The 24,712-nt window shown below is 38.2% G+C and carries 28 protein-coding genes; 20 read left to right on the top strand and 8 right to left on the bottom strand.

Going from position 1 to position 24,712, the window contains the following annotated elements; all coding sequences use genetic code 11:
• The first annotated feature begins 36 nt into the window (after positions 1-36).
• Positions 37-2,199, top strand: a complete 2,163-nt coding sequence (locus tag GY23_RS11140; RefSeq protein ID WP_075619303.1) for a bifunctional diguanylate cyclase/phosphodiesterase — start codon at positions 37-39, stop codon at positions 2,197-2,199.
• A gap of 505 nt (positions 2,200-2,704) precedes the next feature.
• On the opposite strand, the gene GY23_RS11135 is transcribed toward GY23_RS11140, so the two are convergent.
• Positions 2,705-3,226 carry a YceI family protein gene (locus GY23_RS11135; RefSeq protein WP_075619302.1) on the bottom strand — a complete coding sequence of 174 codons (522 nt, stop codon included), beginning with the start codon at positions 3,224-3,226 and terminating at the stop codon, positions 2,705-2,707.
• A gap of 156 nt (positions 3,227-3,382) precedes the next feature.
• On the bottom strand, positions 3,383-4,246 hold the full coding sequence (locus tag GY23_RS11130; RefSeq protein ID WP_075619301.1) for a VOC family protein: 864 nt from the start codon (positions 4,244-4,246) through the stop codon (positions 3,383-3,385).
• Between the two features lie 137 nt (positions 4,247-4,383).
• On the opposite strand from GY23_RS11130, the gene GY23_RS11125 reads away from it, so the two are divergent.
• The 4 genes from GY23_RS11125 (at position 4,384) to GY23_RS11110 (ending at position 6,561) form a co-directional block, all read left to right on the top strand.
• Entirely contained in the window at positions 4,384-4,692 is a 309-nt protein-coding gene (locus tag GY23_RS11125) for a winged helix-turn-helix transcriptional regulator (RefSeq protein ID WP_075619300.1), read from the top strand.
• A 75-nt stretch (positions 4,693-4,767) separates the two neighbouring features.
• On the top strand, positions 4,768-5,682 hold the full coding sequence (gene murB, locus GY23_RS11120) for a UDP-N-acetylmuramate dehydrogenase (RefSeq protein ID WP_075619299.1): 915 nt from the start codon (positions 4,768-4,770) through the stop codon (positions 5,680-5,682).
• A gap of 184 nt (positions 5,683-5,866) precedes the next feature.
• Positions 5,867-6,214 carry a fluoride efflux transporter FluC gene (locus tag GY23_RS11115; RefSeq protein ID WP_075619298.1) on the top strand — a complete coding sequence of 116 codons (348 nt, stop codon included), beginning with the start codon at positions 5,867-5,869 and terminating at the stop codon, positions 6,212-6,214.
• On the top strand, positions 6,193-6,561 hold the full coding sequence (locus GY23_RS11110; protein WP_245827648.1) for a fluoride efflux transporter FluC: 369 nt from the start codon (positions 6,193-6,195) through the stop codon (positions 6,559-6,561). The genes GY23_RS11115 and GY23_RS11110 overlap by 22 nt, the downstream gene beginning before the upstream one ends.
• 173 nt (positions 6,562-6,734) lie before the next feature.
• Here the strand turns inward: GY23_RS11110 and GY23_RS11105 are convergent, their stop codons facing one another.
• From GY23_RS11105 to GY23_RS11095, 3 genes are all read right to left on the bottom strand, one after another.
• Positions 6,735-7,715, bottom strand: coding sequence for a P1 family peptidase (locus GY23_RS11105; RefSeq protein WP_075619296.1), 981 nt, complete (start codon positions 7,713-7,715; stop codon positions 6,735-6,737).
• A 204-nt stretch (positions 7,716-7,919) separates the two neighbouring features.
• Positions 7,920-8,339 (bottom strand): universal stress protein, encoded by a 420-nt coding sequence (locus tag GY23_RS11100; protein ID WP_075619295.1) that lies wholly within the window; start codon positions 8,337-8,339, stop codon positions 7,920-7,922.
• A gap of 12 nt (positions 8,340-8,351) precedes the next feature.
• Positions 8,352-9,824: a SulP family inorganic anion transporter gene (locus GY23_RS11095; protein ID WP_075619294.1), complete on the bottom strand. Its 1,473-nt coding sequence runs from the start codon at positions 9,822-9,824 to the stop codon at positions 8,352-8,354.
• Between the two features lie 441 nt (positions 9,825-10,265).
• Between GY23_RS11095 and GY23_RS11090 the strand changes: the two genes are divergently transcribed.
• Genes GY23_RS11090 through GY23_RS11080 form a run of 3 tightly spaced genes read left to right on the top strand, consistent with a single transcriptional unit; the run spans position 10,266 to position 13,867 of the window.
• On the top strand, positions 10,266-10,631 hold the full coding sequence (locus tag GY23_RS11090) for an ArsR/SmtB family transcription factor (RefSeq protein WP_075619293.1): 366 nt from the start codon (positions 10,266-10,268) through the stop codon (positions 10,629-10,631).
• Positions 10,618-12,726 carry a heavy metal translocating P-type ATPase gene (locus GY23_RS11085; protein ID WP_075619292.1) on the top strand — a complete coding sequence of 703 codons (2,109 nt, stop codon included), beginning with the start codon at positions 10,618-10,620 and terminating at the stop codon, positions 12,724-12,726. The genes GY23_RS11090 and GY23_RS11085 overlap by 14 nt, the downstream gene beginning before the upstream one ends.
• Positions 12,727-12,745: 19 nt before the next feature.
• Positions 12,746-13,867, top strand: a complete 1,122-nt coding sequence (locus GY23_RS11080; protein ID WP_075619291.1) for a GNAT family N-acetyltransferase — start codon at positions 12,746-12,748, stop codon at positions 13,865-13,867.
• A 64-nt stretch (positions 13,868-13,931) separates the two neighbouring features.
• Here GY23_RS11080 and GY23_RS18035 read toward each other — a convergent pair whose 3' ends face one another.
• On the bottom strand, positions 13,932-14,087 hold the full coding sequence (locus tag GY23_RS18035; RefSeq protein WP_139311112.1) for a lmo0937 family membrane protein: 156 nt from the start codon (positions 14,085-14,087) through the stop codon (positions 13,932-13,934).
• Positions 14,088-14,256: 169 nt separating this feature from the next.
• On the opposite strand from GY23_RS18035, the gene mntR reads away from it, so the two are divergent.
• The 6 genes from mntR (at position 14,257) to GY23_RS11050 (ending at position 19,444) form a co-directional block, all read left to right on the top strand.
• Positions 14,257-14,679 carry a transcriptional regulator MntR gene (mntR, locus tag GY23_RS11075; protein ID WP_075619290.1) on the top strand — a complete coding sequence of 141 codons (423 nt, stop codon included), beginning with the start codon at positions 14,257-14,259 and terminating at the stop codon, positions 14,677-14,679.
• A 25-nt stretch (positions 14,680-14,704) separates the two neighbouring features.
• Complete coding sequence (locus GY23_RS11070) at positions 14,705-15,577, top strand: CvfB family protein (protein WP_075619289.1); 873 nt, start codon at positions 14,705-14,707, stop codon at positions 15,575-15,577.
• A 204-nt stretch (positions 15,578-15,781) separates the two neighbouring features.
• Positions 15,782-16,642 (top strand): DUF1002 domain-containing protein, encoded by an 861-nt coding sequence (locus GY23_RS11065; RefSeq protein WP_245827659.1) that lies wholly within the window; start codon positions 15,782-15,784, stop codon positions 16,640-16,642.
• 681 nt (positions 16,643-17,323) lie between these two features.
• Positions 17,324-18,292 carry a ring-cleaving dioxygenase gene (locus GY23_RS11060; RefSeq protein ID WP_075619287.1) on the top strand — a complete coding sequence of 323 codons (969 nt, stop codon included), beginning with the start codon at positions 17,324-17,326 and terminating at the stop codon, positions 18,290-18,292.
• A 34-nt stretch (positions 18,293-18,326) separates the two neighbouring features.
• Positions 18,327-18,608: a GNAT family N-acetyltransferase gene (locus tag GY23_RS11055; protein WP_075619286.1), complete on the top strand. Its 282-nt coding sequence runs from the start codon at positions 18,327-18,329 to the stop codon at positions 18,606-18,608.
• Between the two features lie 350 nt (positions 18,609-18,958).
• The gene (locus GY23_RS11050) at positions 18,959-19,444 is read left to right on the top strand and encodes a DUF4064 domain-containing protein (RefSeq protein ID WP_075619285.1); all 486 of its coding nucleotides are present in this window, start codon (positions 18,959-18,961) and stop codon (positions 19,442-19,444) included.
• Between the two features lie 26 nt (positions 19,445-19,470).
• On the opposite strand, the gene GY23_RS11045 is transcribed toward GY23_RS11050, so the two are convergent.
• Positions 19,471-19,968 carry a GNAT family N-acetyltransferase gene (locus tag GY23_RS11045; RefSeq protein WP_084544113.1) on the bottom strand — a complete coding sequence of 166 codons (498 nt, stop codon included), beginning with the start codon at positions 19,966-19,968 and terminating at the stop codon, positions 19,471-19,473.
• Positions 19,969-20,061: 93 nt separating this feature from the next.
• Between GY23_RS11045 and GY23_RS11040 the strand changes: the two genes are divergently transcribed.
• Positions 20,062-20,523 (top strand): GNAT family N-acetyltransferase, encoded by a 462-nt coding sequence (locus tag GY23_RS11040; protein ID WP_075619284.1) that lies wholly within the window; start codon positions 20,062-20,064, stop codon positions 20,521-20,523.
• Between the two features lie 76 nt (positions 20,524-20,599).
• Positions 20,600-20,947 (top strand): hypothetical protein, encoded by a 348-nt coding sequence (locus GY23_RS11035; protein WP_075619283.1) that lies wholly within the window; start codon positions 20,600-20,602, stop codon positions 20,945-20,947.
• A 76-nt stretch (positions 20,948-21,023) separates the two neighbouring features.
• On the opposite strand, the gene GY23_RS11030 is transcribed toward GY23_RS11035, so the two are convergent.
• Entirely contained in the window at positions 21,024-21,674 is a 651-nt protein-coding gene (locus tag GY23_RS11030) for a LytTR family DNA-binding domain-containing protein (RefSeq protein ID WP_075619282.1), read from the bottom strand.
• 300 nt (positions 21,675-21,974) lie between these two features.
• Between GY23_RS11030 and GY23_RS11025 the strand changes: the two genes are divergently transcribed.
• From GY23_RS11025 to GY23_RS11010, 4 genes are all read left to right on the top strand, one after another.
• Positions 21,975-22,757: a helix-turn-helix transcriptional regulator gene (locus GY23_RS11025; RefSeq protein WP_075619281.1), complete on the top strand. Its 783-nt coding sequence runs from the start codon at positions 21,975-21,977 to the stop codon at positions 22,755-22,757.
• A gap of 79 nt (positions 22,758-22,836) precedes the next feature.
• Positions 22,837-23,727 (top strand): membrane protein insertase YidC, encoded by an 891-nt coding sequence (yidC, locus tag GY23_RS11020; protein ID WP_245827647.1) that lies wholly within the window; start codon positions 22,837-22,839, stop codon positions 23,725-23,727.
• 68 nt (positions 23,728-23,795) lie between these two features.
• Positions 23,796-24,041 (top strand): hypothetical protein, encoded by a 246-nt coding sequence (locus GY23_RS11015; RefSeq protein ID WP_075619280.1) that lies wholly within the window; start codon positions 23,796-23,798, stop codon positions 24,039-24,041.
• A 64-nt stretch (positions 24,042-24,105) separates the two neighbouring features.
• Positions 24,106-24,642: a superoxide dismutase family protein gene (locus GY23_RS11010; RefSeq protein WP_075619279.1), complete on the top strand. Its 537-nt coding sequence runs from the start codon at positions 24,106-24,108 to the stop codon at positions 24,640-24,642.
• The last annotated feature ends 70 nt before the right edge of the window (positions 24,643-24,712 follow it).

Raw genomic sequence — 24,712 nt, 5'->3', positions numbered from 1 at the left:
TTATTGCCAATCGAACACAAGATGGGAAGGTTCAACATGTCAAAAAGACAACTACAAGCATATATTTTGATGACAATTATTTTGTTGGCAGTTGTTACATTAACTATCTTGAATTATCACTCGACGGAGAAGTTTATGACTGAAAAGGTGAAATCGGAATTAACAGAGCTCCTTCATAACTTTTCAGATGAGACCAATAAATTTACAATCGAACGTGTGGCAGAACTCGAATTAATTGCGGATTATGTAGCCTTCCTTGAAAATGATCAAGAAATCATTCAGTTTTTGAACCAACAACGAGAAAAAATGCCCTTTTTTACGTCAATTAATTTTATTTCAATAGACGGTGAAGTTTTAACGAATAGTGGTTCCTTATATAAAATGGAACATCAAGAATCTTTCGAACGTGCTTTACTAGGTGAGACGGTGTTTAGTGAACTTTTTCCAAGTTATGAAGATCCGACTAAGTTGGTAACCGCAGTTCGTATGCCTGTCATAAAAAATGATCAAACGGTTGGCGTGATTTCGGGAGTCCTTAATATGGGCAGTGTTTTAGGTGCAATTGCCCGTGACTCAAACTTACCAGGAACGTTATACTTGTTAAAAGAAAATGAATTAGTATATACAACATCAGACATCAACTTTGAAGAGAAAATACCAAATGGATTTTCCATCCTAAAACAGATTCAAGAAAACAAGCAAGGGACGTTTGTCATAGACGAAAACATCGCCCATTTTGTGATGTATCAACGAGCAGGTGATAATTGGACGGTCGTTGTAGATTCCTCTACTGTAGAAATGGAAAAACAAATTTCATTCATATTTTGGCGTAATGTATTGATTGTCGTATTTACAATCCTTGTTTTATGCGGAATTCTCTTGTTCATCAGGAGAATTGAACTGCGCGAGGATAAAATGTTGAAACGAGACTTACTTACCCATTTGCCAAATCGAGTATTATTAGAGGAACAATTAAATAAAGATCTAAATCAACAGAAATATAAGAAATTCACTTTGTTTTTTATTAACTTAGACAGATTTAAAGATATTAATGAACGGAACGGCTATCAACTAGGGGATCGCGTGCTATATGAAATCTGTCGTAAAATACAGACTTTCGTTGGTAAAAATGAATTATTTCGAATAGGCGGAGATGAATTAGTCTTCCTTGTTCCTTCACATTCTGATCAGGAGTTGATCTCGATAGGGAATGGGTTAATTAAGTTAATGGAAGAACCGATTGAATTGTCTACTTTTGAAAGTGCCATTGTGACTTGTAGTATTGGTATTCGAAAATCCGAGTTAGGCGACTGGCCGGATCTAATGATGCAAGATGCAACGTTTGCAGTACATGAAGCCAAGAAACTAGGTGGGAATCGTAGCGTCTTTTTCTCTCAAGAGCTAGGGAATCAAAATGAGAGAGTCCGATTAATAGCGAATCACTTTGTACATGCATTAGCAAATCAAGAATATTATATGGTGTATCAACCAGTTTATGAACTTTCAAAGAAACAAATTACGAGCTATGAGGCACTATTACGCTGGGAATCACCGATTATTGGACCAGTTTCGCCCGCAGAATTCATTCCGTTGCTAGAAGAAAGTGATTTAATCATCCCTGTCGGTAAATGGATTTTACGTCAAGTCGCAACACAAATTAAACAATGGGAAGAAGAAGGGCAATCAGATTTTCAAGTGGCCACCAATATTTCCGTTAAACAAATGATGCATCCGGACTTTTTTAAGGATGTGAAAACGATCATTCATGAAACTATGGTATCCCCACACCAACTAGTTTTTGAAATCACGGAAACAGTAGCTGTACAAAATAGTAGATTGGCAACCCAAATTCTAACTGAATTGAATGAACTGGGTGTACAAACATCACTAGATGATTTTGGAACAGGGTATTCCTCTCTATCTATCTTAAAGTTACTGCCGATTCAACAATTAAAAGTAGATCGTTCTTTCATAGTGGAGATGGAACAAGATAAGGATAAATCCCTGGTCATATTACAAGGGATATTAGATATTGCCAAAAACCTTGGGTTGTCTACCGTAATGGAGGGTGTAGAAACACAAGAGCAACTCCAATTGCTCAAAAACATGGGTGTGCAAAAAGTTCAAGGTTACCTAATTAGCCGTCCCGTTGTAGCAGAGTTGGCAATCGAGTTACGAAAGAAAAAATGGACGTATTGAAAATATAATTCAACCTTGCATCAAAAAAGGAACTTTTCTCGTTAGTGAGAAAAGTTCCTTTTTAAAAATGTAGAAAGTATAAAATTTAAGACTACCACGTACCCAGTCTTTTCGCTCGGGCTACCACTAGAAAGGCGTCAACGCTTGGTTACGATAGAGTCTTTCGAATTCCTAGCAAAAAAATGAGCAGATTTCGTAACTTCGACACCATAATTGGAGCACAGAACGGACACCAAAATAAAGAATGCATCTATTCTCAAGCTGCCAAAATCGAAAAAACGGTTCACATTGAGGAAATAAGGGAGCAATGGATGCCCAATCGCCGTAGGATGACCTGAAAAAGAGAGGGGGATGCGATGTGACGAAGTCACTTCACATCACCCTCTTTATTCATAGATCATGGTGTAGCATTCAGGCATCCGTAGTTACTTGATGAGTCAGATTAAAGCGACCAATTTCACTTTTCGTGGAGTCGAGCCGCAGTGACTTTCTCTGCTTTTGTTAATTAAGCTGGGTTAGCTTCAAGATCAAGTGAGATCTTGATGTCTTTGCCTACTAAAACGCCACCTGTTTCAAGTGCTGCGTTCCAAGTTAAACCAAACTCTTCACGGTTAATTTTTGTTTCAGCTTCAAATGCTACGACTTCAACGCCCCATGGGTTTGTACCTTTACCACCATATTCAGCTTCAAATACAACTGGTTTAGTTACGTCTTTAATTGTTAAATCACCAGCGATTTCATAGTCATCGCCTTTTTTAGAGATATTGTTCGCAACAAATTTGATTTCTGGGTAAGTTTCAGCATCAAAGAAATCAGCTGAGCGAAGGTGGTTGTCACGATCTTCGCTTCCAGTGTTAATACTTGCAACTTGAATAGTGAATGCAATATTAGCACCAGTTAGATCTGTTTCATCTGCTTCAACTACAGCCGTGAAATCACTGAATGATCCACGTACTTTAGAAACCATCATATGTTTTACTGAAAATCCAATACTTGAGTGAGATGCGTCTACGTTCCATTTTTTCATTTTAAATTCCTCCATGTTGTTATTTATTTCTATTTATTACTATATGATGTAGATATCTCGATGTCAATATGTTTGAATAAATTTATATTGAATTAAAGATAAAATGTATAGTGGGAATACTTGTTAAATTATAGAGTTACCCCGATAAGATTCAGATTATGAATAAGAAGTAAAAACCATTCGGACATTATTTGAATCCACTACAATACATGAATTTTCTTCAACGGTATGTTCAATCTTTTGTTCTCTTAAATGTTCGGCAAGTGCCAGTACTTCTTTGAGCGAAGAAAGAATAAGAGAGTATTCAAGTAAACCCGTAGCATTCGCAGGAGGTAAGGGTGCGCCTTTACCTTGCCATAGGTTTGTCGCAATATGATGGTGATACCCACCGACGGACATAAATAAAGCGGAGTCCTGAAGACGAGTAATCTCTTCAAATCCTAGTGTGTGTAAATAAAATTGATCTGCTTGTGCAAGATCACTGACATGTAAGTGCATATGGCCAAGGACTGTGCCTTCTGGGAAACCATTCCATTCACGTGTAGGATCAAGAGTTGCAATAATACCCTGGAAATCAATTGGATTTGTAGCAGCAAGTAATTCCCCATTAGCTGATCTTGGCCATTCATTTCGAGGGAGATCACGGTAAATTTCAATTCCGTTGCCTTCTGGATCAGTTAAATAGAAAGCTTCCGAAAAAAGGTGATCTGAAGCACCGTCAAAACGAATTCCTAATTGTATTAAATGATTAATTACATATGCTAAATCTTCACGACCGGGAACGAGTAAGGCGAAATGATAAAGTCCAGTAGTTCGTGCGGGTTTTATAATCACATTTTCACCGGTCTGTAATATAAGTAACGGATGAACACGATCTGCACTTAAGGTGACATGTGTATCTGTTTTAGTTAGAATGTGTAAACCAAACATTTGTTGATAAAAAGCCAGTTGAGTCTCGATGGACTGTACTTGGAGAGTTAGATGACCTAAACTGAGTTGAGAATCAAGTTGAAAGTTCAAAATGACAATCCCCTTTCATAGTTACTATTTGTAACTTACTATATTATTATAATTTGATTACGTCAAGTAATTTAATTACTATAAGTTTACATGCTTTTTTATTTGCGTTATAATATGAACTAATAGAGGTGAAAGTAATGAAAGAATCTACAATCTGTCCACGTTTATCGAAAGCAATGGAACTCATTGGAAAAAGATGGACAGGATTAATCCTATATCAATTATTAGAAGGACCTCAGAGATTTAATGAAATTGAATCTGCCTTGCCAGTCAGTGGCCGTCTATTATCAGAACGATTAAAAGAACTTGAAAAAGAAGGTTTAGTCGTAAGACATGTGTATGCGGAAGTTCCTGTAAAGGTTGAATATTCTTTAACTGAAAAAGGAAAAGGGCTTAAAGATGCAATTGCGGACATAGAACAGTGGTCAAAAGTATGGTTATCTTGATTTTCACTTGTCAAAAAGGTCGTCAAAACGCATACTATGTAATGGAAAGAGTTAAGGGAAAGGATTTGGCTTTTCATGACTAAACAGCGTTGGTTTGACGATTTAACAGGTAAAATTTCTAAAGCATGTGTAAAAATAGATGAACCACTATACGTACACACGATGACGAAAATGGGCGGACGGGCTGATTTATACGTAACGCCAACGTCGGAAGAAGAAGCGATGTTTGTTGTTGCTTATGCATATCAACAAAATATTCCATTACTATTACTAGGGAATGGATCTAATATGGTGGTTCGAGACGGCGGGGTACGCGGAATTGTCTTGAATCTGTCCAAATTAAATCGAATTGAAATTAACGGAACACGTGTTTATGCAGAAAGTGGAGCGGACATAATTGATGTCTCTCGTATTGCTGCGAAACAAACTTTAACAGGTCTCGAATTTGCTTGTGGCATTCCAGGTTCAATTGGTGGAGCAATGGCCATGAATGCAGGAGCCTATGGTGGAGAAATTAAAGACATCATTTATCAAGCAACAGTGTTGACACAAGAAGGTCAAAAGCTCGTGTTGTCGAAAGAAGATCTAGAGCTCGGCTATCGGAAGAGCATAATTACCAAAAAAGGGTACTATGTGCTATCTGCAGAGTTTGACTTAGAACCTGGTAACCAGTTAACCATCGATTCAAAAGTGGCAGATTTAACGCATTTACGTGAATCGAAACAGCCATTGGAGTACCCGTCAGCGGGAAGTGTGTTTAAACGTCCTCCTGGTTATTTTGCAGGGAAGTTAATTCAAGACTGCGAACTACAAGGAAAAGGATTCGGTGGAGCGGAAGTTTCTACTAAACATGCTGGCTTTATTGTGAATAAAAACAATGCAACGGCAACGGACTATATCCAGACAATCGAAATGGTTCGCACAAAAGTAAAAGAGCAGTTCGGGATTGAGTTGGAACTTGAAGTGAAAATAGTTGGCGAAAATGCTTGAATGAAGTCTCGAATTCTAAATTCGGGACTTTTCCCTTGTTATGAGCCAAAGGTGTCCTGTTTATTTGAGGCAAAACACAAGTGAAACAGGTAAGACTTGTATTCTCCTCAAAATATGGCTTACTCCTCTTCCTCTTCAATCGAAATAAACGCATGATGATAATTTATTAGGGTGTGTTGAGTGTATGAAAAACACTTTATTGGTGGGAGTTGGAGGAATAATTGGATCATTATTACGCTACAGTGTCGTGCTGGTTATTCCGGATATCTTTGTGTTATGGATTGTAAATGGAGTGGGGAGCTTCCTTTTAGGGTGGTTGTCGGGGCGTGCAATTGCAACAGGTAAAGCAACATCCATTTTGTGGACCACTGGAATTCTAGGTTCCTTTACCACCTTTTCAACTTTTTCAGCAGAATGGCTATCTGTAGCACAGGCTGATATAGGATTAGCGATTCTATACGCGCTCTTAATGACAGTATGGAGTTTTATCCTAGCTGCATTTGGCATGAAGTGGGGGAGAGGATTGTCATAACGATCATTGCTGTTGCTGCAGGTGGTTTTTTAGGAGCAATTGTGAGATATCTTGTCTCAATGAGAGTAACAGGGATGTTGGGGATTTTGAGTGTTAACATCTTAGGTTCATTCCTATTTGGTTTGTCTTTAAGATTTGTTGATGAAGCAGGAACCTTCTCCTCCTTTTGGTTAATCGGCTTTCTTGGAGCATTCACCACTTTTTCAACCTTTGCTGTGCAATTTGTGGAGACGTGGAATGATGGTCACTCGGTTAAAGCCATCTCTTACGCTTTGGTGACTTTAATCGGGGGTCTATTATTTGTGTGTATGGGTTGGATTTTTAGTGGATTCATTTTAATTAAATAGAAAATCAAGAAAAGCTGTTTCACATGGTCAGTTAAATAGACCATGTGAGACAGCTTTTTATTAGGAGAAGACTGGGTGAAACCGATTAAAACGTGTACGATGCCGATTAAAATCCGCTTTATGCCGAATAAATCTCGGTTCATGCCGATTAAATTCAAAACCAACCACCGTTTTTATAGCACACCTTTTTGAACGACTCTTCCTAATCTTCCAGTAGTCGTTTCAGCGTGACGAATGGATTGATATACAGCTTCTTCCGTTGCTTCAATGACGGCTTGGAATAGCTTATTCATTAAAGGATGATCATCACGCATTACTACCTGAGTCACACATAATTCATCGGAGTCATGCGGAATTGTATAGGCATTAGTAAAGGCAATAATAATGTCGCCACTGCCGTTATGTACATGAGTTCCCGTGCGGCCAAGTCCGATTGCTGCACGCTTTGCCAATCGTTTCAGTTGTCTGGCGTCGACCGGAGCATCGGTTGCGACTATGATGATGACCGAGCCATCTGGCTTGTCCAAATAATCTTGCTCCCACTGGGCTATTCGACACTCGTGAGCACGTCCAAAGTTCGTTAGTGTAAGAACCCCAACTGTAAATGCATGATCTCCATGTTCAGCAATCCGTGACGAACTGCCAATTCCGCCTTTAACTCCGTAGCAAATCATTCCTTTTCCAGCACCAATGGCTCCTTGATTGAAGTTTCCAGGCGAAGCCTTTTTTATGGCAGTGATGGCATGTTCAGGTCGAACGGCCAATTGCCGCATCGAATTTAAATAACTATCGTTGCATTCACCTACTACTATATTTAGGGAACTCGTGGAATCGCCAATGGTAGGATTTTGTTCCAACATATAGGCAAGTGTTCCTTCTAAAACTGCACCTACACTAAATGTATTGGTCAGCAGTATTGGAGATTCCATCAACCCCAGTTCATCAAGTTGTATGAGACCGACCGTTTTGCCAAAGCCGTTTAGGACAAAGCTTGCAGCCGGAACTTTATGTAAGAATGGATTATGTTCATGTGGTAAAATCGCTGTGACACCTGTACAAATCGCATTTTTTTCATCAATTACATGATCAAGAGTGACATGTCCGACTTTTACTCCCATCACATCGGTAATTAAATTCAACTTCCCTTTTTTCAATCCATTCATCTCCTTATTAGAAAAGCATAATGCGCCTAACTTCGCCTTTCTGACCCCGTGATGGCGGTAGTGAGCTGGCCCTTGCAGCTATACAATTATAAAAAAGACCGACCAATAAAATGATCAGTCCCAGGATATTATTTAGTTTGGCTCATGAGGAACGTGCTACAAGCTCAAATGTACGGAAAATAGCAGTATAGTTATTTATTTAATTAAAAGAACTGGTGAATGTACACGTTTGGCCACTTTATGACTGACGCTACCGAGCACCATTTCTTGAAGTGCATTGAGACCCCTACTGCCAATGACCACAATGTCGTAATTTTCTTGGTTCGCGTGCTCAACAATTACTGGTCCTGCTTCACCGTGAAGTATTTTAATTTCTGATGAAATCCCTTTGGATGAAAACATTTCTTTTATGGGCATAATTTTATTTTTACGATCAATGTGAAGTTCTTCACTGCTCATACTGTGAATCACGTCTGTTCTAGTTTTATCGTAATCCAATACATAAAGTAAAGTTACATGAACGTCCGGTGTGGCACTTGCCAAAAAAACTGCATGTGCGGCAGCTCGTTTTGAATGTACAGAACCGTCTACAGCCACTAAAATTCGTTTATACATCATCGAACCTCCTCAGTGAAGTGGTGCTTTTGCGTCTTTATCTTGATGGATTGCCAATTTACCGAGTAATTTTCTACTCGAGTCATTTAATCCAGTCAAGGTTACCTCAATTCCTTTTTCTTGTAACTTCAGCATGACACGATCGATTGCACCTACTGCAGAGTCGTCCCACACATGAGAGTTTGAAAAATCGATTGTAAGTTCGTCCGGTAGATCATTTTGTTCAAAGTACAGGGTGAAATCTTCTACTGAAGCAAAAAATAATTGCCCTTGTACTTCATATATATTCTCTATTGACGAAGGTAAGTCCTTTTTTTGCACACTTACTTTTGAAATTTTAGCAGTAAAGAAAATCGCACTCAGCAGGACACCAGCTAAGACGCCTTTTGATAAATCGTGCGTCCATACAACCGTAACGACCGTTACTAATAATACGATCGCATCTGTTCGAGGTGCTTTCACCAAATATTTAAACGAACTCCAGTCGAATGTTCCAATTGACACCATCACCATGATTGCTGCCAGCACAGGCATTGGAATTTGCATGACTAATGGAGCGAAAACCAAAATCAATATAATTAACACGACACCCGCAGTCAATGCAGACAAACGTCCACGACCACCAGATTTAACATTAATCCCCGATTGGCCAATCATCGCGCATCCAGCCATGCCTCCGAAAAATCCAGTGACAACATTGGCAATCCCTTGTCCACGAGCTTCTCTATTTTTGTCAGAACCAGTATCGGTCATATCATCGACGATTGAAGCAGTTAATAATGATTCAAGCAAGCCGATAATTGAAAGTGCAAGGGCTGTTGGGAAGATGATCTGAAGTGTTTCGAAATTAAATGGCACATCCGGAATTAAGAACCCTGGTAAACTTTGAGTGATTGTTCCGAGGTTTCCGACATTCTGTAAGTTTAAGTCCATCGTAATGACGATTGCTGATAAGACGACAATGGCAATCAATGGTGCCGGAATCGCTTTGAAATATCTTGGCAATACGTAAACAATTAATAACGTTAGTCCTACAAATACATACGTAAGCGATGAAATACCGAAAATGAAATCAATTTGAGCCATAAAGATTAAAATGGCCAAGGCATTAACAAATCCCATCATGACCGCTCTTGGAATGAAACGCATGACTTTGGCTACTTTTAAATAGCCGAAAATGATTTGAAGAATGCCGGTTAATATAGTTGCTGCAAACAAGTATTGAATGCCGTGTTCTTTGACCAGCAATACCATCGCTAGAGCCATTGCGCCTGTTGCTGCCGAAATCATTCCAGGGCGTCCTCCTGCAAAAGCGATTATGACGGCAATGGTAAAGGATGCATACAAGCCGACCATCGGATCAACTCCAGCAATGATTGAGAAGGCAATTGCTTCGGGGATCAGTGCTAATGCTACAACCGTACCCGATAAAATATCTCCGCGTATATTGCCAAACCATTGTTGTTTTAACGATTGTACGTTCAAGTTACCACTTCCTCGTCTTTATCTGTCCTATGTTAAATCCTCCTGTTGATATTCCACAAAACAGCTCTGCTTTCCGCGGGCGGGCGTCGAACCTCCTCGTCATTTGAACAATTCGTTTCCTAAGGGTTCTCGACTGCCTCGCTATCTTTGTGCTCCTGCGTTTACTCGTCGCAAGAAAACACGTGCTCCTGCGTTTACTCGTCGCATGAAAATATGTGCTCCATATTTAGAAATAAATAAAAATCAACAATGAAATAGAACAGTGCTTAAGTTCTACTAACACATATAAAAATTCATATTAAACTCAAAAACTATAACAAATAATTTTACGTATGTCGAATAAACATTCAAATATTCGTTTGACTGTCCTTGATATATGAATAATTCTGACATATACTGATATCAACAATCAAACGAACATTTGAATGAGGAGTTGGAATAATGAGAAACGAAGTTTGCGAAGTGACTTGTATCCATGAAGAAGATGTGATGCATGTTCAACAAAACTTACCTGATTTAAAAGGAATGGCACAAATATTTAAAGCGTTAGCAGACGAAACGAGGCTGAAGATTTCTTATGCTTTAACACTTCAGGATGAACTATGTGTGTGTGATGTGGCAACCATTATTCAATCATCCACAGCAACTGCTTCCCACCATTTACGTTATTTAAAGGATATGGATTTAGCCAAGTCAGAAAAAAGAGGGAAATTGGTCTACTACCGACTTGCCGATCATCACGTGAGTCAGCTTGTGAAAATTGCACATGAACATGCGAAAGAAGGGGAGCAACATGAAGGAACATGAACAACAAGAATTTCGCTTAGAAAATTTAACATGTGCTAACTGTGCGATGAAGTTTGAAAAGAACATTCAAGCCTTGCCAGATGTTACGGAAGTAAACGTTAACTTTGGTGCTTCTAAAGTTCGTGTTAGTGGACCTGTATCAGTTGAAGACTTAGAAAAAGCTGGAGCATTTGATGGCATTAAAGTTGTGCCAATTGCAATGAAACGTACAATCGAAAGTAAACCTTTTTATAAGCGAAGAGAAAATATCATCACGCTACTTTCACTCGTCTTGTTGATAATAGGAACTTCTATTTCTTTCCAGACAAGTGAAGCTGACCCGTATGCGATTGCATTTTTTGCTGCATCAATCGTTATAGGCGGCTATGAAATGTTTTGGAGTGGACTTAAGAACTTGTCCCGCTTTTATTTTGACATGAAAACGTTAATGACGATTGCCATCATTGGTGCTGCCATTATCGGTGAATGGCGTGAAGGTGCAGTCGTTGTTTTCCTATTCGCCGTGAGTGAAGCTCTTGAAGCATATTCAATGACCAAAGCCCGTCAATCGATTCGTCAGCTTATGGATATCGCGCCATCACGTGCAGTCATTCGTAGAAATGGTGAAATAATGGAGCTTGGTACGGAAGAGATTAATATCGGTGATACCCTTCTAGTTAAGCCAGGTCAAAAAATCGCCATGGACGGGGAAGTCTTAGTTGGTCGTTCATCTGTCAATCAAGCGCCCATTACAGGAGAATCGATGCCAGTAATCAAAATACCTGGGGAAGAAGTATTCGCGGGAACATTAAACGAAGAAGGGCTACTAGAAGTCCGTGTAACAAAACGAGTAGAAGACACAACGATAGCAAAAATCATTCATTTAGTAGAAGAAGCGCAAGCGGAGAAGGCCCCATCCCAAAAGTTTGTAGACCAGTTCGCGAAGTACTACACACCTATTATTATCTTGATTGCCTTCCTTGTTGCCGTCATTCCTCCATTATTTATCGGAGACTGGCAAACATGGATTTACCAAGGTCTAGCGGTATTGGTAGTAGGATGTCCTTGTGCGCTTGTTGTATCGACACCGGTTGCAATCGTCACGGCGATTGGGAATGCTGCCAAACAAGGAGTTTTAATCAAAGGAGGCATCCATTTAGAAGAAATGGGTCGCCTGCAAGCCATTGCTTTTGATAAAACAGGAACATTAACAAAAGGATATCCAGAAGTTACGGATCTTTCGATTAAACCAGAGTTTACTGAGCAAGATTTCATTAGAAAAGTGGCATCTGTCGAATCGTATTCAGACCATCCTTTGGCACGAGCTATCCTAAATTACGCTTCAGATCAAATTATCGATCACTCTTCGATAGAACAGTTTCAGTATGTGACTGGAAAAGGGGCGAAAGCTCTTGTTGAGGATGTTGAAGTGGCCATCGGTAGCTTGCAGTGGGCGGAAGAAAAGACAACAATCCAGGATAAAGTGAGAGCGAGCGTAGAAGAACTTCAAAAACAAGGGAAATCTGTAATGGTAGTTCTATTTAACAATAAATATGCAGGTCACTTAGCCGTGGCAGATGCGATAAGAGAAACAAGCTCAACCATTTTGACCAAATTAAAAGATCTTGGCTTAAAACATATAGTTATGCTTACGGGTGATCATCCAACAACAGCGGTTGCAATTGGTCAACAGTTAAACATGACAGACGTACGTGCAGGATTAATGCCTGATGAGAAACTCCAAGCAGTGAAAACATTGCGAGCCGAGTTTGGTCGAGTAGCGATGGTCGGAGACGGGATGAATGATGCTCCAGCACTTGCAGCGGCAACAGTCGGAATCGCCATGGGCGGAGCGGGAACGGATGCAGCGTTAGAAACTGCAGATGTCGCTTTGATGGCAGACGATTTAGAAAAACTTCCATATACGATTCAATTAAGTCGAAAAGCATTGCGTATTATTAAAGAAAATATTATGTTTGCATTAGGATTAAAAATAGTGGCGTTACTGCTGATCATTCCAGGATTATTAACTCTTTGGATTGCGATATTTGCAGACATGGGTGCAACCTTACTCGTTGTGTTAAATTCAATGAGATTATTACGCATTCAAAAGTAACGCAGTTCGGGGGAACAGGATGCGTTTAACAGAATGGACGATGGAAGAACAAGAACAGTTGATACATTTCATGACGACCAATACGTGGCCATTTCATGGGAATTCGAATCCCGCGAGAGACATTATCGAAAAGATGATTGGCGAAGGCGGTTACGAATCTGACGAAGTCAAAACGTTCTGGGTCGAAAATGATGAAGAAGCAAAAGTAGGCATAGTCAAAGTGTTTGATTTGCAAGATGAAATTCCTTTATTCGATTTGCGGATCGCCGAAAATCATCGCGGTCATGGATACGGTCCTTCCGCATTGAAGAAAGTAGCTGAGTATGTATTTAGCTTGCCTGAGAAAAAAATTCGTGTTGAAGGGCATACTCGCCAGGACAATTTTGCGATGCGAAAAACGTTTGAACGTGCAGGGTTTGTCAAAGAGGGACACCTGCGAAAAGCCTGGTTCTCACCAAAAGAAGGCTCTTACTATGATGCCATAACGTATGGAATTACGAGGGAAGACTTTGTGGCAGGTACAACAACACCTGTCATGTGGGACGATCAACAGTCAAGTGAATTGAAGGTAAACAAGAAACATATATCCATGCGAGAATTTCCAGATGCATTTGAATCAGAGCGATTGCTGATTCGAGCACCGAGAGTGGAGGATGCGCCGATCGTTTGGGAAAGTATCCGAGCTTCATATAAAGCTTTAAAAACATGGATGCCATGGGCACAAACTCTTCCCAAGGTTGAAGAAACTACGGAAAGTACACGTCAAGCGGTTGCGGACTTCATTACGAGAAAAGATTTAAGACTCCATATATTCTTAAAAGATACAGGTGAATTTATCGGCTCGACCGGTTTTCACCGCATGAATTGGGAAATTCCAAAAGTGGAGATTGGCTATTGGTTAGACAGTCGACATGAAGGAAAAGGCTATATGACTGAAGCAGCCGACCGACTGACGGAGTTTGCATTCGAAGAATTTGGTGCGAAAAGAGTGGAAATCCGTTGTGATTCGGATAATGTAAGAAGTAGAGCGATAGCTGAAAGATTGAACTTTACGCTCGAAGGAATTCTTAAACAAGACTCCATGTCAGCGGATGGGAAATCTGTTCGAAATACATGCATATATGCCAAAATAAATGAATGAAAAAGGGATGCCCGCAACATAACGGGCATCCCTTTTAATATCACTGATCATGTATTGTGCTTATCTAAAGTTTTCGTTTACCTGTTACTAATTGTACGATTAAGATAATCCCTGCAATTAATAAGATTAAGTGTATTAGAGCGCCGCCGATTTCTAAAACAAGTCCAAGTAACCAAATAACAAGTAATACAACGATAACCATCCATAACATTTTACCCATAATTTACTCATCCTCTCAACAATGTGGCCTGTTAATAAGGTACCCTTTGATTGAAAAAGGTAAACCAAGAATGAAATAGTTAGAAATTTGCATGTCTTTGTCCAGTGATTGAGAACAGTAAGCGACTATAGTACACTTAGAGAAGCTATGGAAAGAGAGGAACAGAGGGATGCCGACACCTAGTATGGAAGATCACATCGAACAAATCTATATGCTGATTGAGCAAAAAGGGTATGCACGTGTTTCGGATATCGCTGAGTCTCTTTCAATTCTGCCTTCTTCTGTAACAAAAATGGTTCAAAAACTCGATAAAGATGGATACTTGATATATGAACGCTATCGTGGCTTAATGTTAACTCCAAAAGGTTTGAAATTAGGCAAACGTTTAGTTCAACGTCATGATTTATTAGAACAGTTTTTACGTTTAATTGGCGTACAGGAAGAAAACATATATGAAGATGTAGAAGGAATTGAACATCACTTAAGCAGGAATTCAATTGACCGGATTGCAGACTTAATTCAAGCAATGGAAGAACACCCAGAATTTCTTCAAAAACTAGAAGAAATTAAAAATCAGCAGCAATCAGAATAAGGGTATCGTGAGAGGAGTGTCCAAAATGAACGAAATCGTATCAGGAGAAATCGTTGAATTACAAGTAAAGTCGCAAGAATCTTCTAAATGGATATTATCCAATGGAGAAATAGAAGTACCACTCAACAGCTCTGAAGCGCCCGAAGAACTTCAAGAAGGCGATTCCATCAAAGTGTTTTTATTTAAAGATCGTCGTGGCAATTTGAGTGCAACATCGGAATTACCACATATCACAAAAGGCACCTATGGATGGGCAAGAGTTCTTAAAATGGATGAGCGTGAAGGTGCGATTGTAGATATCGGGAGTTCACGTGAAGTCATTGTAAAAGGTTTTGATTTGCCACAGCTTAAAGAACTATGGCCTAAACCTGGTGACCATTTATATATGACACTTCGAACGGATTTTCATGGAGACTTATTTGGCCGTTTGGCAACCGAAGAAAAAGTGGCAGAAGCATTTGTGGAAGCACCAGAAACGGTTGCCAATAAAAACTTAAAAGGACGAGCTTATCGTTTACTGCCAGTAGGATCGTTTTTCATTACCGTGCCAGAAGGATATAGAATGTTTGTTCATCATACCGAACAAATGGCTGAACCACGTTTAGGTGAAGATGTGGAAATTCGTGTAATTGGCGTAAAAGAAGACGGTTCATTGAACGGTTCGATGTTGCCACGTAAACAAGAACGCATGATGGACGATTCGGAAAAATTGTATCGTTATTTACAGGACATGGGCGGAAAAATGCCATTTACAGATAAATCATCTCCCGATGAAATTTTCGAGATGTTTAATTTAAGTAAGGCTTCGTTCAAACGTGCGTTAGGTAAATTGATGAAAGAACGAAAAATAGAACAACAAGATGGTTGGACCTTAATCAAGTCTGATACTAAAGTTTAAATAACTGGTCCAAAGGGCACAAAGAGAATGGGAAGACGTAGGATCTTCGAAACTTTTTGTGCCCTTTCGTCGTATTATCAAAAGGGTAGCATATTTTAAAGAGTAGCTTGTCCCAACTTATAGAATACGATTTTTGGAGGAGAACTTACGATGAAAAAGAATATCTTACACATTGGCACAATCCTTTTAGCATGTTCTTTACTAATGCCAACTGCCGCTTTAGCCAGTACAGGTGGTTCCACTACTGGGGAAGGAATTAATGAAAAGTTCGGTTTGCCGATTGTGGTCTATGGAGCTGACTTATCGGAAGCAGAAAAGCAAAGTGTGCGAGAAAGCCTTGATGTTGCAGACGTAACTGAAGTAGAAGAGATTTCAGTTACAGGTAAAGATTTAGTGAAATACATTAAAGATGGCGATGTTTCGGCTCGTATGTACTCTTCGGCAAAAATTACACGTAAAGATGCCGGTGAGGGCCTAGTCATCGATATTGTGACGGAAGACAACATCACACAAGTAACATCAGAGATGTATGCAAATGCGATGCTCACAGCTGGGATTGAAGATGCGACGGTGGAAGTAGCAGCACCAAAGAAAGTAACGGGGCATTCCGCTTTAGTCGGGATCTACAAAGCCTATGAAGTAAGTGGAGAGACACTAGATCCTGAACGGACTGATGTAGCAAATGAAGAACTTTCTGTCGCAACCAACTTAGCAAATAAGGCAGGCATAGATGAGGCAAAGGTTAGTGAACTCTTAACAGAAATCAAAAAAGAAATTGCAGAGCAAAATCCTGCAACTAAAGAAGAAGTAGAAAAAATTGTACAAGAGCAATTATCAAAACTGAAAATAGAATTGAATGATAAAGACCGTCAGATGCTTATTGATCTAATGGATCGCATTCGCCAATTGGACATCGATTTTAGTAAATGGTCTGATCAACTAAATGATTTAAGTAAAACGATTGAAGATAAAATAGGTAACATTGTGGATAATGAGGGGTTTTGGGAAAGTGTCAAAAACTTCTTCAAGAACCTAATCGATTCAATTCGTTCTTGGTTTAACTAAACAAGAGAAGAGTTAAGCAATATGCAGTTGAATCAATATTTGATACAGGCGCCTTTAACCGATAAGAAAGTTGTGAAAACATTTTCGCTTAGGTTCCTGGGAACTTATGAAAGCACCACCGCAGGATTACCTAATGAAAGACTAAGTGGGAGCGATGTGACTTCGTCACATGCTCCCACTTAACTTTACAGGTAAATCTGCGCTGTTCGTGTTTCCGTTTCTCCCTATAAATCTACGTGCAAATGGTTTTTTTATTTTAGGTCAACTAGAGAATCGTCACTTACTGCAAAATGCTGAGCAGCCGAAGATGAAATTGCGGCTGCTGTTGTTCATATTTATCCGTGTATACTACTTTTAACATTCTCCATTTAATGCCCAACGATAGTGTATTGTTAAATAAACATGTCTTATAACCTCGACAACAGTATGAGAAAACAAAGCGGTCACCAAAATAAAGAAAGCAATGAGAGGTCGATATGGTATAGCAGAAAGGCACCATAGCGACCTAGAACCCTTCATGTAACAAATGAAAAATGGGTTTGACTCAAATTGCGAACTCAGAAGCGACTTAATAACCTTCCTAAGTAAGCGAAATATATGAATTGCACATCTTAAAAGCTCATGATAAACTAAAATAAAAAATATCTCGAATTCGAGATATTATAAATGGGAGGAATTTTCATGGAATTGGCAGGAATTCATCACGTTTCCGCGATTACAGCTAGTGCAGAAAAAAACTTTGATTTCTTCACACGAATATTAGGGATGAGACTCGTGAAAAAAAGTGTAAACCAGGATAGCACTTCTTCATACCATCTTTTTTATGCGGATGCAGTAGGAACTCCGGGAACGGATATGACTTACTTTGACATTCCTCATGCTGCAAAAACTACACCTGGAGTATCTAGCATAAGCAATACAGCTTTCCGAGTGAAAAGTGAAGAAGCATTAACCTATTGGAAGAAGCGTTTTAAGGAACACAATGTGTATGTTGAAGAAGTAGTGGAACGTTTCGGTAGAAACACCTTGTACTTTGAAGATTTCGAAGGTTCACGTTTAATGCTCGTTGTAGATGACGGAAAAGGGGTACCTTATGGAATTGCTTGGACTAAGTCTGAGGTACCAGAAGAATATGCAATTGTCGGATTAGGACACGTTACACTCACAGTTCGTAAAGCACAACAAACGCAAGTCGTACTAACGGAAGTGTTAGGATTTAAAAAAGTAGGAACATACCCATCGTTTATTGAAGGTATGCCTGAGATTACTGTGTACTCAACAGGTAAAGGGGGTCCGGCATCTGAAGTGCATGTGGAAGAACGCACGGATTTGCCGAGGGAACGCCCAGGTCGTGGCAGTGTTCATCATGTTGCATTCCGAGTAAATACGTTTGAAGAGTATGACAGATGGGAAGAATTGTTACGATCAAGAGGATTCATGACATCTGGAAAAGTCGATCGATATTACTTTAAATCAATTTATTTCCGTGAACCTAACGGGATTCTGTATGAACTTGCGACAGACGAACCCGGGTTTGCAACAGACGAGCCCATGGAAACTTTAGGTGAATCCCTAGCATTGCCACCGTTTCTAGAATCACGTCGTGAAGAAATTGAGGCATCACTTCGTCCGATAACATTTAAAGGATAATTTATGCTAAAATGTCCAAAAGGAGTGGTTGTAAATGGAGTTTCAGTTAAAAGAGACTGGTCATGATGCATATGCATTTGTTTATGAAAAAGACAATCAAACTTTAGGGGAAATCACGTGGACACTGTTAGGGGATGTAATGGTGATGGACCATACATTTGTTTCTCCAACACTTCGAGGTCAAGGGGTTGCCAAGAAACTGTTAGATCAAGCAGCTGAATTTGCGCGTGAAAAAGATTATAAAATGGAAGCTGTTTGTTCGTATGTCGTAGCGGCTTTCGAGCAATCAGATCAATACGAAGATATTAAAGCATAATTAAAAGGCAATCCGCTATTTTAAATAGTAGTGGATTGCCTTTTATGTATAGATTGACATGTTTTTATCCCTCATATCTGAGTGAAAATAAATAGGAATCCTGTTAGTACTGAAGCACCCACCATTGTGTACATAAAATCTGCTTGACTGAAGACAATTTTCTCTTCCATAGGCTCATCTTCTCCTCTCATTTAACATTTTGATGTTATAAATATCATATACCCACTACTTTATATCCTTAAACAAGGTTTAGTCATAATTTTACAAGGGAATATTATAATAATATGAAACCAAAGATTAATTGGGAGCGTATATAATAAGGTATAAACTAAATTAAGAGGTGAAGTGCTTTGAGTAGAGCGGGAGAAGTTGCTTTAGGAATTATAGGTACCATATTAAATGTTATTTTTTTGATTGTTGTAACAATTGCTGTAATAGGCTTATCGTCAATTAATGAAACTGAGTTAAAACAAATTGTGGAAGAAGAGATGATGTTACAAAATCCTAACTTGACTACTGAAGACCTAGCTATGATCAATGATGGGATAAATATGAGCGCAGATGTTGTTGGAGTTGTTGGTTGGGTTTTAGTCATCACGTTATTAATTAGTGTGATTTTGAGTATAGTAGCTGTAGTAAAAGTATCTAAAAATAAGAGTCCAAAAACAGCGGGTATATTATTTATCGTTTCTGGCTTGTTATCTGGGATTCTCTTACTGGCTCCAATCTTATTTTATATCGCAGCAATTATGTGTTTCGTTCGTAAAACCCCAAAACTTGATGTAGAGGATCCATTCTACAACAATGAATTCCAAGATACGAAACAACCATATTAAAGTTAATAAAAACACCCGTTAACAATTTAATTGTTAACGGGTGTTTTTAGGTAGCGTACATACTTTGCGGTTGATAAGGGATGCCCTTCAAAAAGTTCATCAAATTCTTCAATACACGTAAAGTCGTTGCTTTCATAAAATGTGCGACCTTTTATATTTTCACTTTCTACATATACAAATAGCTGTTGCGCGTGATGAATAGATTGGAGTCCTTCTGCTATCAATCTTTTTCCATATCCTAAACGTTGGTATGCGGGTAACAAATAAATAGCTGTAAGTTCAGCGTCTCCATCCTCATCCACCCGTGTGAAATTAGCAAACCCAACAACAAGTTCTTCCTGATGAACTGCAACGTAAACAGAGGTTTTTTCTAAACGTTTCATCAACATGGCAGTCGAATAAGCTTTTTCAATGAACAAATTTTGGACATCTATTGGGATAATACCCTCATATGTATCATTCCAACTAATTTTCGCAATTTGTTGTACTGCAGGAATATCGTCTAGTTTCATCACTCGTATCAATTTGTTTCACCTCAAAATTCTTTCAACTATCATACCAAATATTTCACTAGCATGCTACATTTGTGAAATAATATCCATAAAGGAGTGGGGAAAATGTGGACAGTAAAATCTTTTCAGGCGTTAACAACCAGTGAACTATATTCATATTTACAACTTCGAGTCAATGTTTTTATCGTAGAGCAATCGTGTCCATTTCCAGATTTAGATGGATATGATACGCAAGCCTTTCATCTTGCTTACATAGAAAATAATGAATTGCTTGCTTATGGTCGGATTTTACCACCAGGGATTAAATACGATCGTGCTTCAATTGGACGTGTCATCGTGAATGAAAAAGCTCGTGGAAGAGGTTTAGCGAAAAAATTAATGGAAGTTTCAATCGCAACAATCGAGCAAAAGTGGCCTGGGGGAGAAATCCAACTTCAAGCACAGACATACTTAAGAAAATTTTATGGATCCTTTGGGTTCAATGAAACGTCCTTAGAATATGATGAAGATGGAATCCCGCATGTAGATATGGTGAAACTAAATACTAATAATCATTTCTCACATTAATTATGTTTCAAATCTGATATAAAGGGTAATAAATTATTATTAGAAAGAAAATTGATGTTTACTGGAGGAATGAAGAATGGCGAAAAGAAAAAACAATTCATTATTATTAGCAGGTTTAGCAGCAGGTGCATATGCATATTTCAGAAAGAAAGAAAATCGCGATAAAGCGTTAGTCGCATTCAATAATACAAAAACAAAAGTGAATTCATACCTTGAATCACAAAAAACAAATAAAGATGAGATGACGAAAACTGGTCATTCAGATCCTGTTGACACAGAAGATAACAAAATGGTCGACGAAGGTTCAATGACAAGTGTGAAATATTATAACGAAGAAATACAAGATAGTAAAAACAAATCAGATAAACCAAATGTTACAGATCTTTCATCTATTGAAAATAAATTTGAAACAGATAATAAATAAACTGAAAAGGCTACGCTCAAAGCGAGCGTAGCTTTTTTGTGTCCAGTATTTTTGAAATTCGACTTTTTGAGTCTAGTTAAAATCCTAATGATCTTCTAAAGAAACTGGCATAGCGTTGACTGACTGGAATTCTTGTTCCATCAATCATTTCTAATAAAAATGTAGAGTGAGAATCCGGTTGAATCTCTTTTATATACGCAATATTGACAATGTATGAACGATGGCATCTAATGAAAGATTCTGATGATAAAAATAGTTCAAGTTCACTTAAGTTCAAGCGATGAAAACCAACTTGAGTTTCTGTGATTACAATGGTTTTTCTAAGTTGAGTTTCTAAGAAGAGGATTTTATCATGTTTCACTGTGTACCAATTATCATCAACTTTTATTGTCATATACTGACTTAAAAAAGGAGATGGTGGTTTAGGGAGAATTGCTGTTACTGCACCTTGTATTTCTCCTCCCTCAATAAAAGGAACACTCATCCCGTAATAGGGAACTCCAAAAATTCCAGAGTCAATAAACTCATTTACTTTTTGACCATTCAAAAGTGCTTTATGTGTCGCAGTACCTTCTTTGATTAAATCTCCGGGTAGAATTTTTAAGTCGACCTTATTACTGGGTATATAATACACATATTCATTTGTATTGGAAATCGCAATGGATGCATGTTCTGGAAAAAATTCATGAATAACTTTCATGATTTCATTTATTGATTTAGTATCCAACTTGTTTCACCTCGATTTGCACATTTATGTCTAAATTGAATTTTACCATATTAGACAGGTGCACAAAGAAGACATTTCATTCAACCGACAAAGTTATTATTTGCCAACATACAATTTTTTTGGTTAATAGTTGAAAAAAGTGATCATCTTTACCTTACGCGTGAGGAAATACCTAATATTAATAAACAAAAGGATTTTTTTATTATGAAATCTATCAATTTTCATAGAACTTTATTCAATATATCGTTATGATAAGAAGAGTGAAAGAAAAGGCTTATAGTTAAGAAAGATGGGGATTTTATGCAACAACATCATTTGTCAGGCAGTGAAACAATTGCCAAAAAATACATATCAGAAATTGAAAACTCGTCACAGTATGAGGAGATAGTAGATTTCTTTGATTTGGAAACAAAACTTTTATATGAAATTCATCATTTGGAAAAAGAACAAGCAAAGAAAACAATTCATTTAATTATTGATCGCATTTCGTTGAGAGCTGGTAAGTCGACAATTCGTGGAGTAAAACATTATTTTACGGTTTTATCATCTATCATGGCTAGAAAGTTATATGAAAACCAAGTGCCATCAAAAAAGGCGTTGGCATTTAATTATGCTTGTATAGATATGATAGACAACCATATGAACGATGCCTCTTTTCTTCAATTTGCAGACGATTTGATCGACTTTTTTGTGATGGTGATATCTGAAAGAAAGCAACCGACATTCATTCATCAAACCGTTAATAAGGTGATATTGTTTATTAATGATGAGTTGGAGTCGGAGTTATCTGTAGAAGACATAGCGAAACATTTTCGTGTTAGCACCAGCCACCTTTCACGGATTTTCCGTGAACATGTCGGAATTACCCTTGTTGAATATTTAAATGTCCGACGAGTAGAAGAATCTCAATACTATTTACGTAATACGAATAAAAGTATTTCAGAAATCTCGCGTCAATTTCATTTCTGTAACCAAAGTTACTTTACTCGGATATTCAAGAAATATACTGAGGTTACTCCTAAACAATTCCGTGACCAAAAAGAACATGATTATTTTCGATTCGCCTTATCTGCAACCATTTAAATTTCGAGAGGTGCCACTATTTCTCTATTGATTTGATAAATAGAGGTCATATAAGGTATACTTTTTTATAGCTTAGAAGATGAAGGTGAAACTATTGAAGAAAAAAATTGGATTACTGTCAATCCTTGTTCTTGCTACTGTTCTACTTAGTGGTTGTGCGGGCGTTGAAAATAAAGAAGGTTACTTTTATAACTTTCTTGTAAGACCTTTCGACTATTTACTTAACTTTTTTGGGGATTTATTCAATGGAAGTTTTGGGTTAGCTATTATTGCGATTACGGTATTGATTCGACTCGTGTTAATGCCATTAATGCTTCGGAATTATAAGAACCAACAAGGCATGAAAGTCAAAATGGATGCTTTAAAGCCGGAAATGGATGCTATCCAAAAGAAAATCAAAGCAGCTAAAGACAAAGAAGAGCAAATGAAGTTGCAACAAGAAATGATGGGCTTGTATCGCAAACATAATGTAAACCCACTAAATATGGGCTGCTTACCTATGTTAATCCAAATGCCAATCATCATGGGACTTTATTTTGCAATTTTATATTCTCCAGATGTGAAGAATCATCAGTTTTTATGGTATAGTCTAGGATCCCCAGACTTAATCATGACAATGATTGCTGGTGCAGTGTATTTCTTGCAGGCAAAAGTTTCATTATGGACCGTGCCTGAGCAACAAAAGCAACAAATGAAAATGATGATTTATATTTCACCAATCATGATTATGTTTGTATCATTTTCATCGATGTCTGCACTACCGTTATACTGGACAGTCGGTGGTTTACTATTAATTTTCCAAACATGGCTTGGTCGTAAATTTTATTCGAACCATCCTGAAAAGACAGTTGATCCAGAGACCGAAATAGTTGATCAATCAGAAACTGAAAATACAACGCAAAAGGAAGTAGTTTCAGAATCTAAAAAAACAAATAAAAAAGGCTCTAACAAACCAACTGAAAAAGAATAAGTAAAGTCGGTGCGTAACTGCACCGGCTTTTTCACTGACAGGAAAGCATGATATGAAGGAGTGTGCATATGAAAAGAAATTGGATTGCCGGTTTATCAATTGCTGCGGTGAGTATTGCTGCATTAGTCTCTGTTATTTATAGAAATTTAAATTTAGCTGTGTTATTTATGACCGCGTTGTTTGCCTTAACAAACGGCTTTCGAGCAATCAGCTTTAAAGAAAAAGGATTTGAACGTGAAGCCAAGTGGATGAAAGGCATGTCTATATTCTTTGCTGCTGCATTTATTCTGGTATTAGGATTAATTATTTTCTAATGTATAAATAAACGAATTTAGACCATCATGCTAATGAGGAATCATTAGTATGGAGGTTTTTTTTATGAGGAAATGGATTATTGCAAGTGTATTAATTTTGTTAAGTGGTTGTAGTCAACAAACAACTCTTCTCCCTGTTAGTGGAGAAATTGAAAACTCACTCGCCACAACAATTGTAAGCTCCACTGGAAAAACACTTGGGTCAGCTGAATTGACAGAAACGGATACAGGAGTAAGGATTCGATTATTACTAAAAGGCTTAGAGCCGGGCGATAAAGCTATTCATTTTCATGAAGTAGGGAAATGTGAACAGCCTGATTTTAAATCATCTGGCAGTCATGTGAATCCTACAAAGAAACAACACGGCTTTGATAATCCAAAAGGGTATCATGCTGGGGATCTTCCAAATTTGAAGGTATCTAAAGAGGGTGAGGTGGATCTAGAAATCACAACGCCAATGGTTACTTTAGAAAAAGGAAAGTCCAATTCATTGCTTGATGAAGATGGCAGTGCTCTCGTCATCCATGAGAAGGCGGATGATTACGTAACAGATCCTGCCGGGAATTCGGGAGATCGAATTGCATGTGGAGTAATCCAATAAAAAACGCGGGTAACCTTTAACGGTTACGCGCGTTTTTCTGTTTTGTATCTTTACTTTTGGCTGTTTTACG

It is taken from the genome of Paenisporosarcina indica, from assembly GCF_001939075.1.
Classification (GTDB): domain Bacteria; phylum Bacillota; class Bacilli; order Bacillales_A; family Planococcaceae; genus Paenisporosarcina; species Paenisporosarcina indica.
Note: the sequence above shows the minus strand (reverse complement) of the source record. Positions and strands in the feature narration are given on the sequence as shown.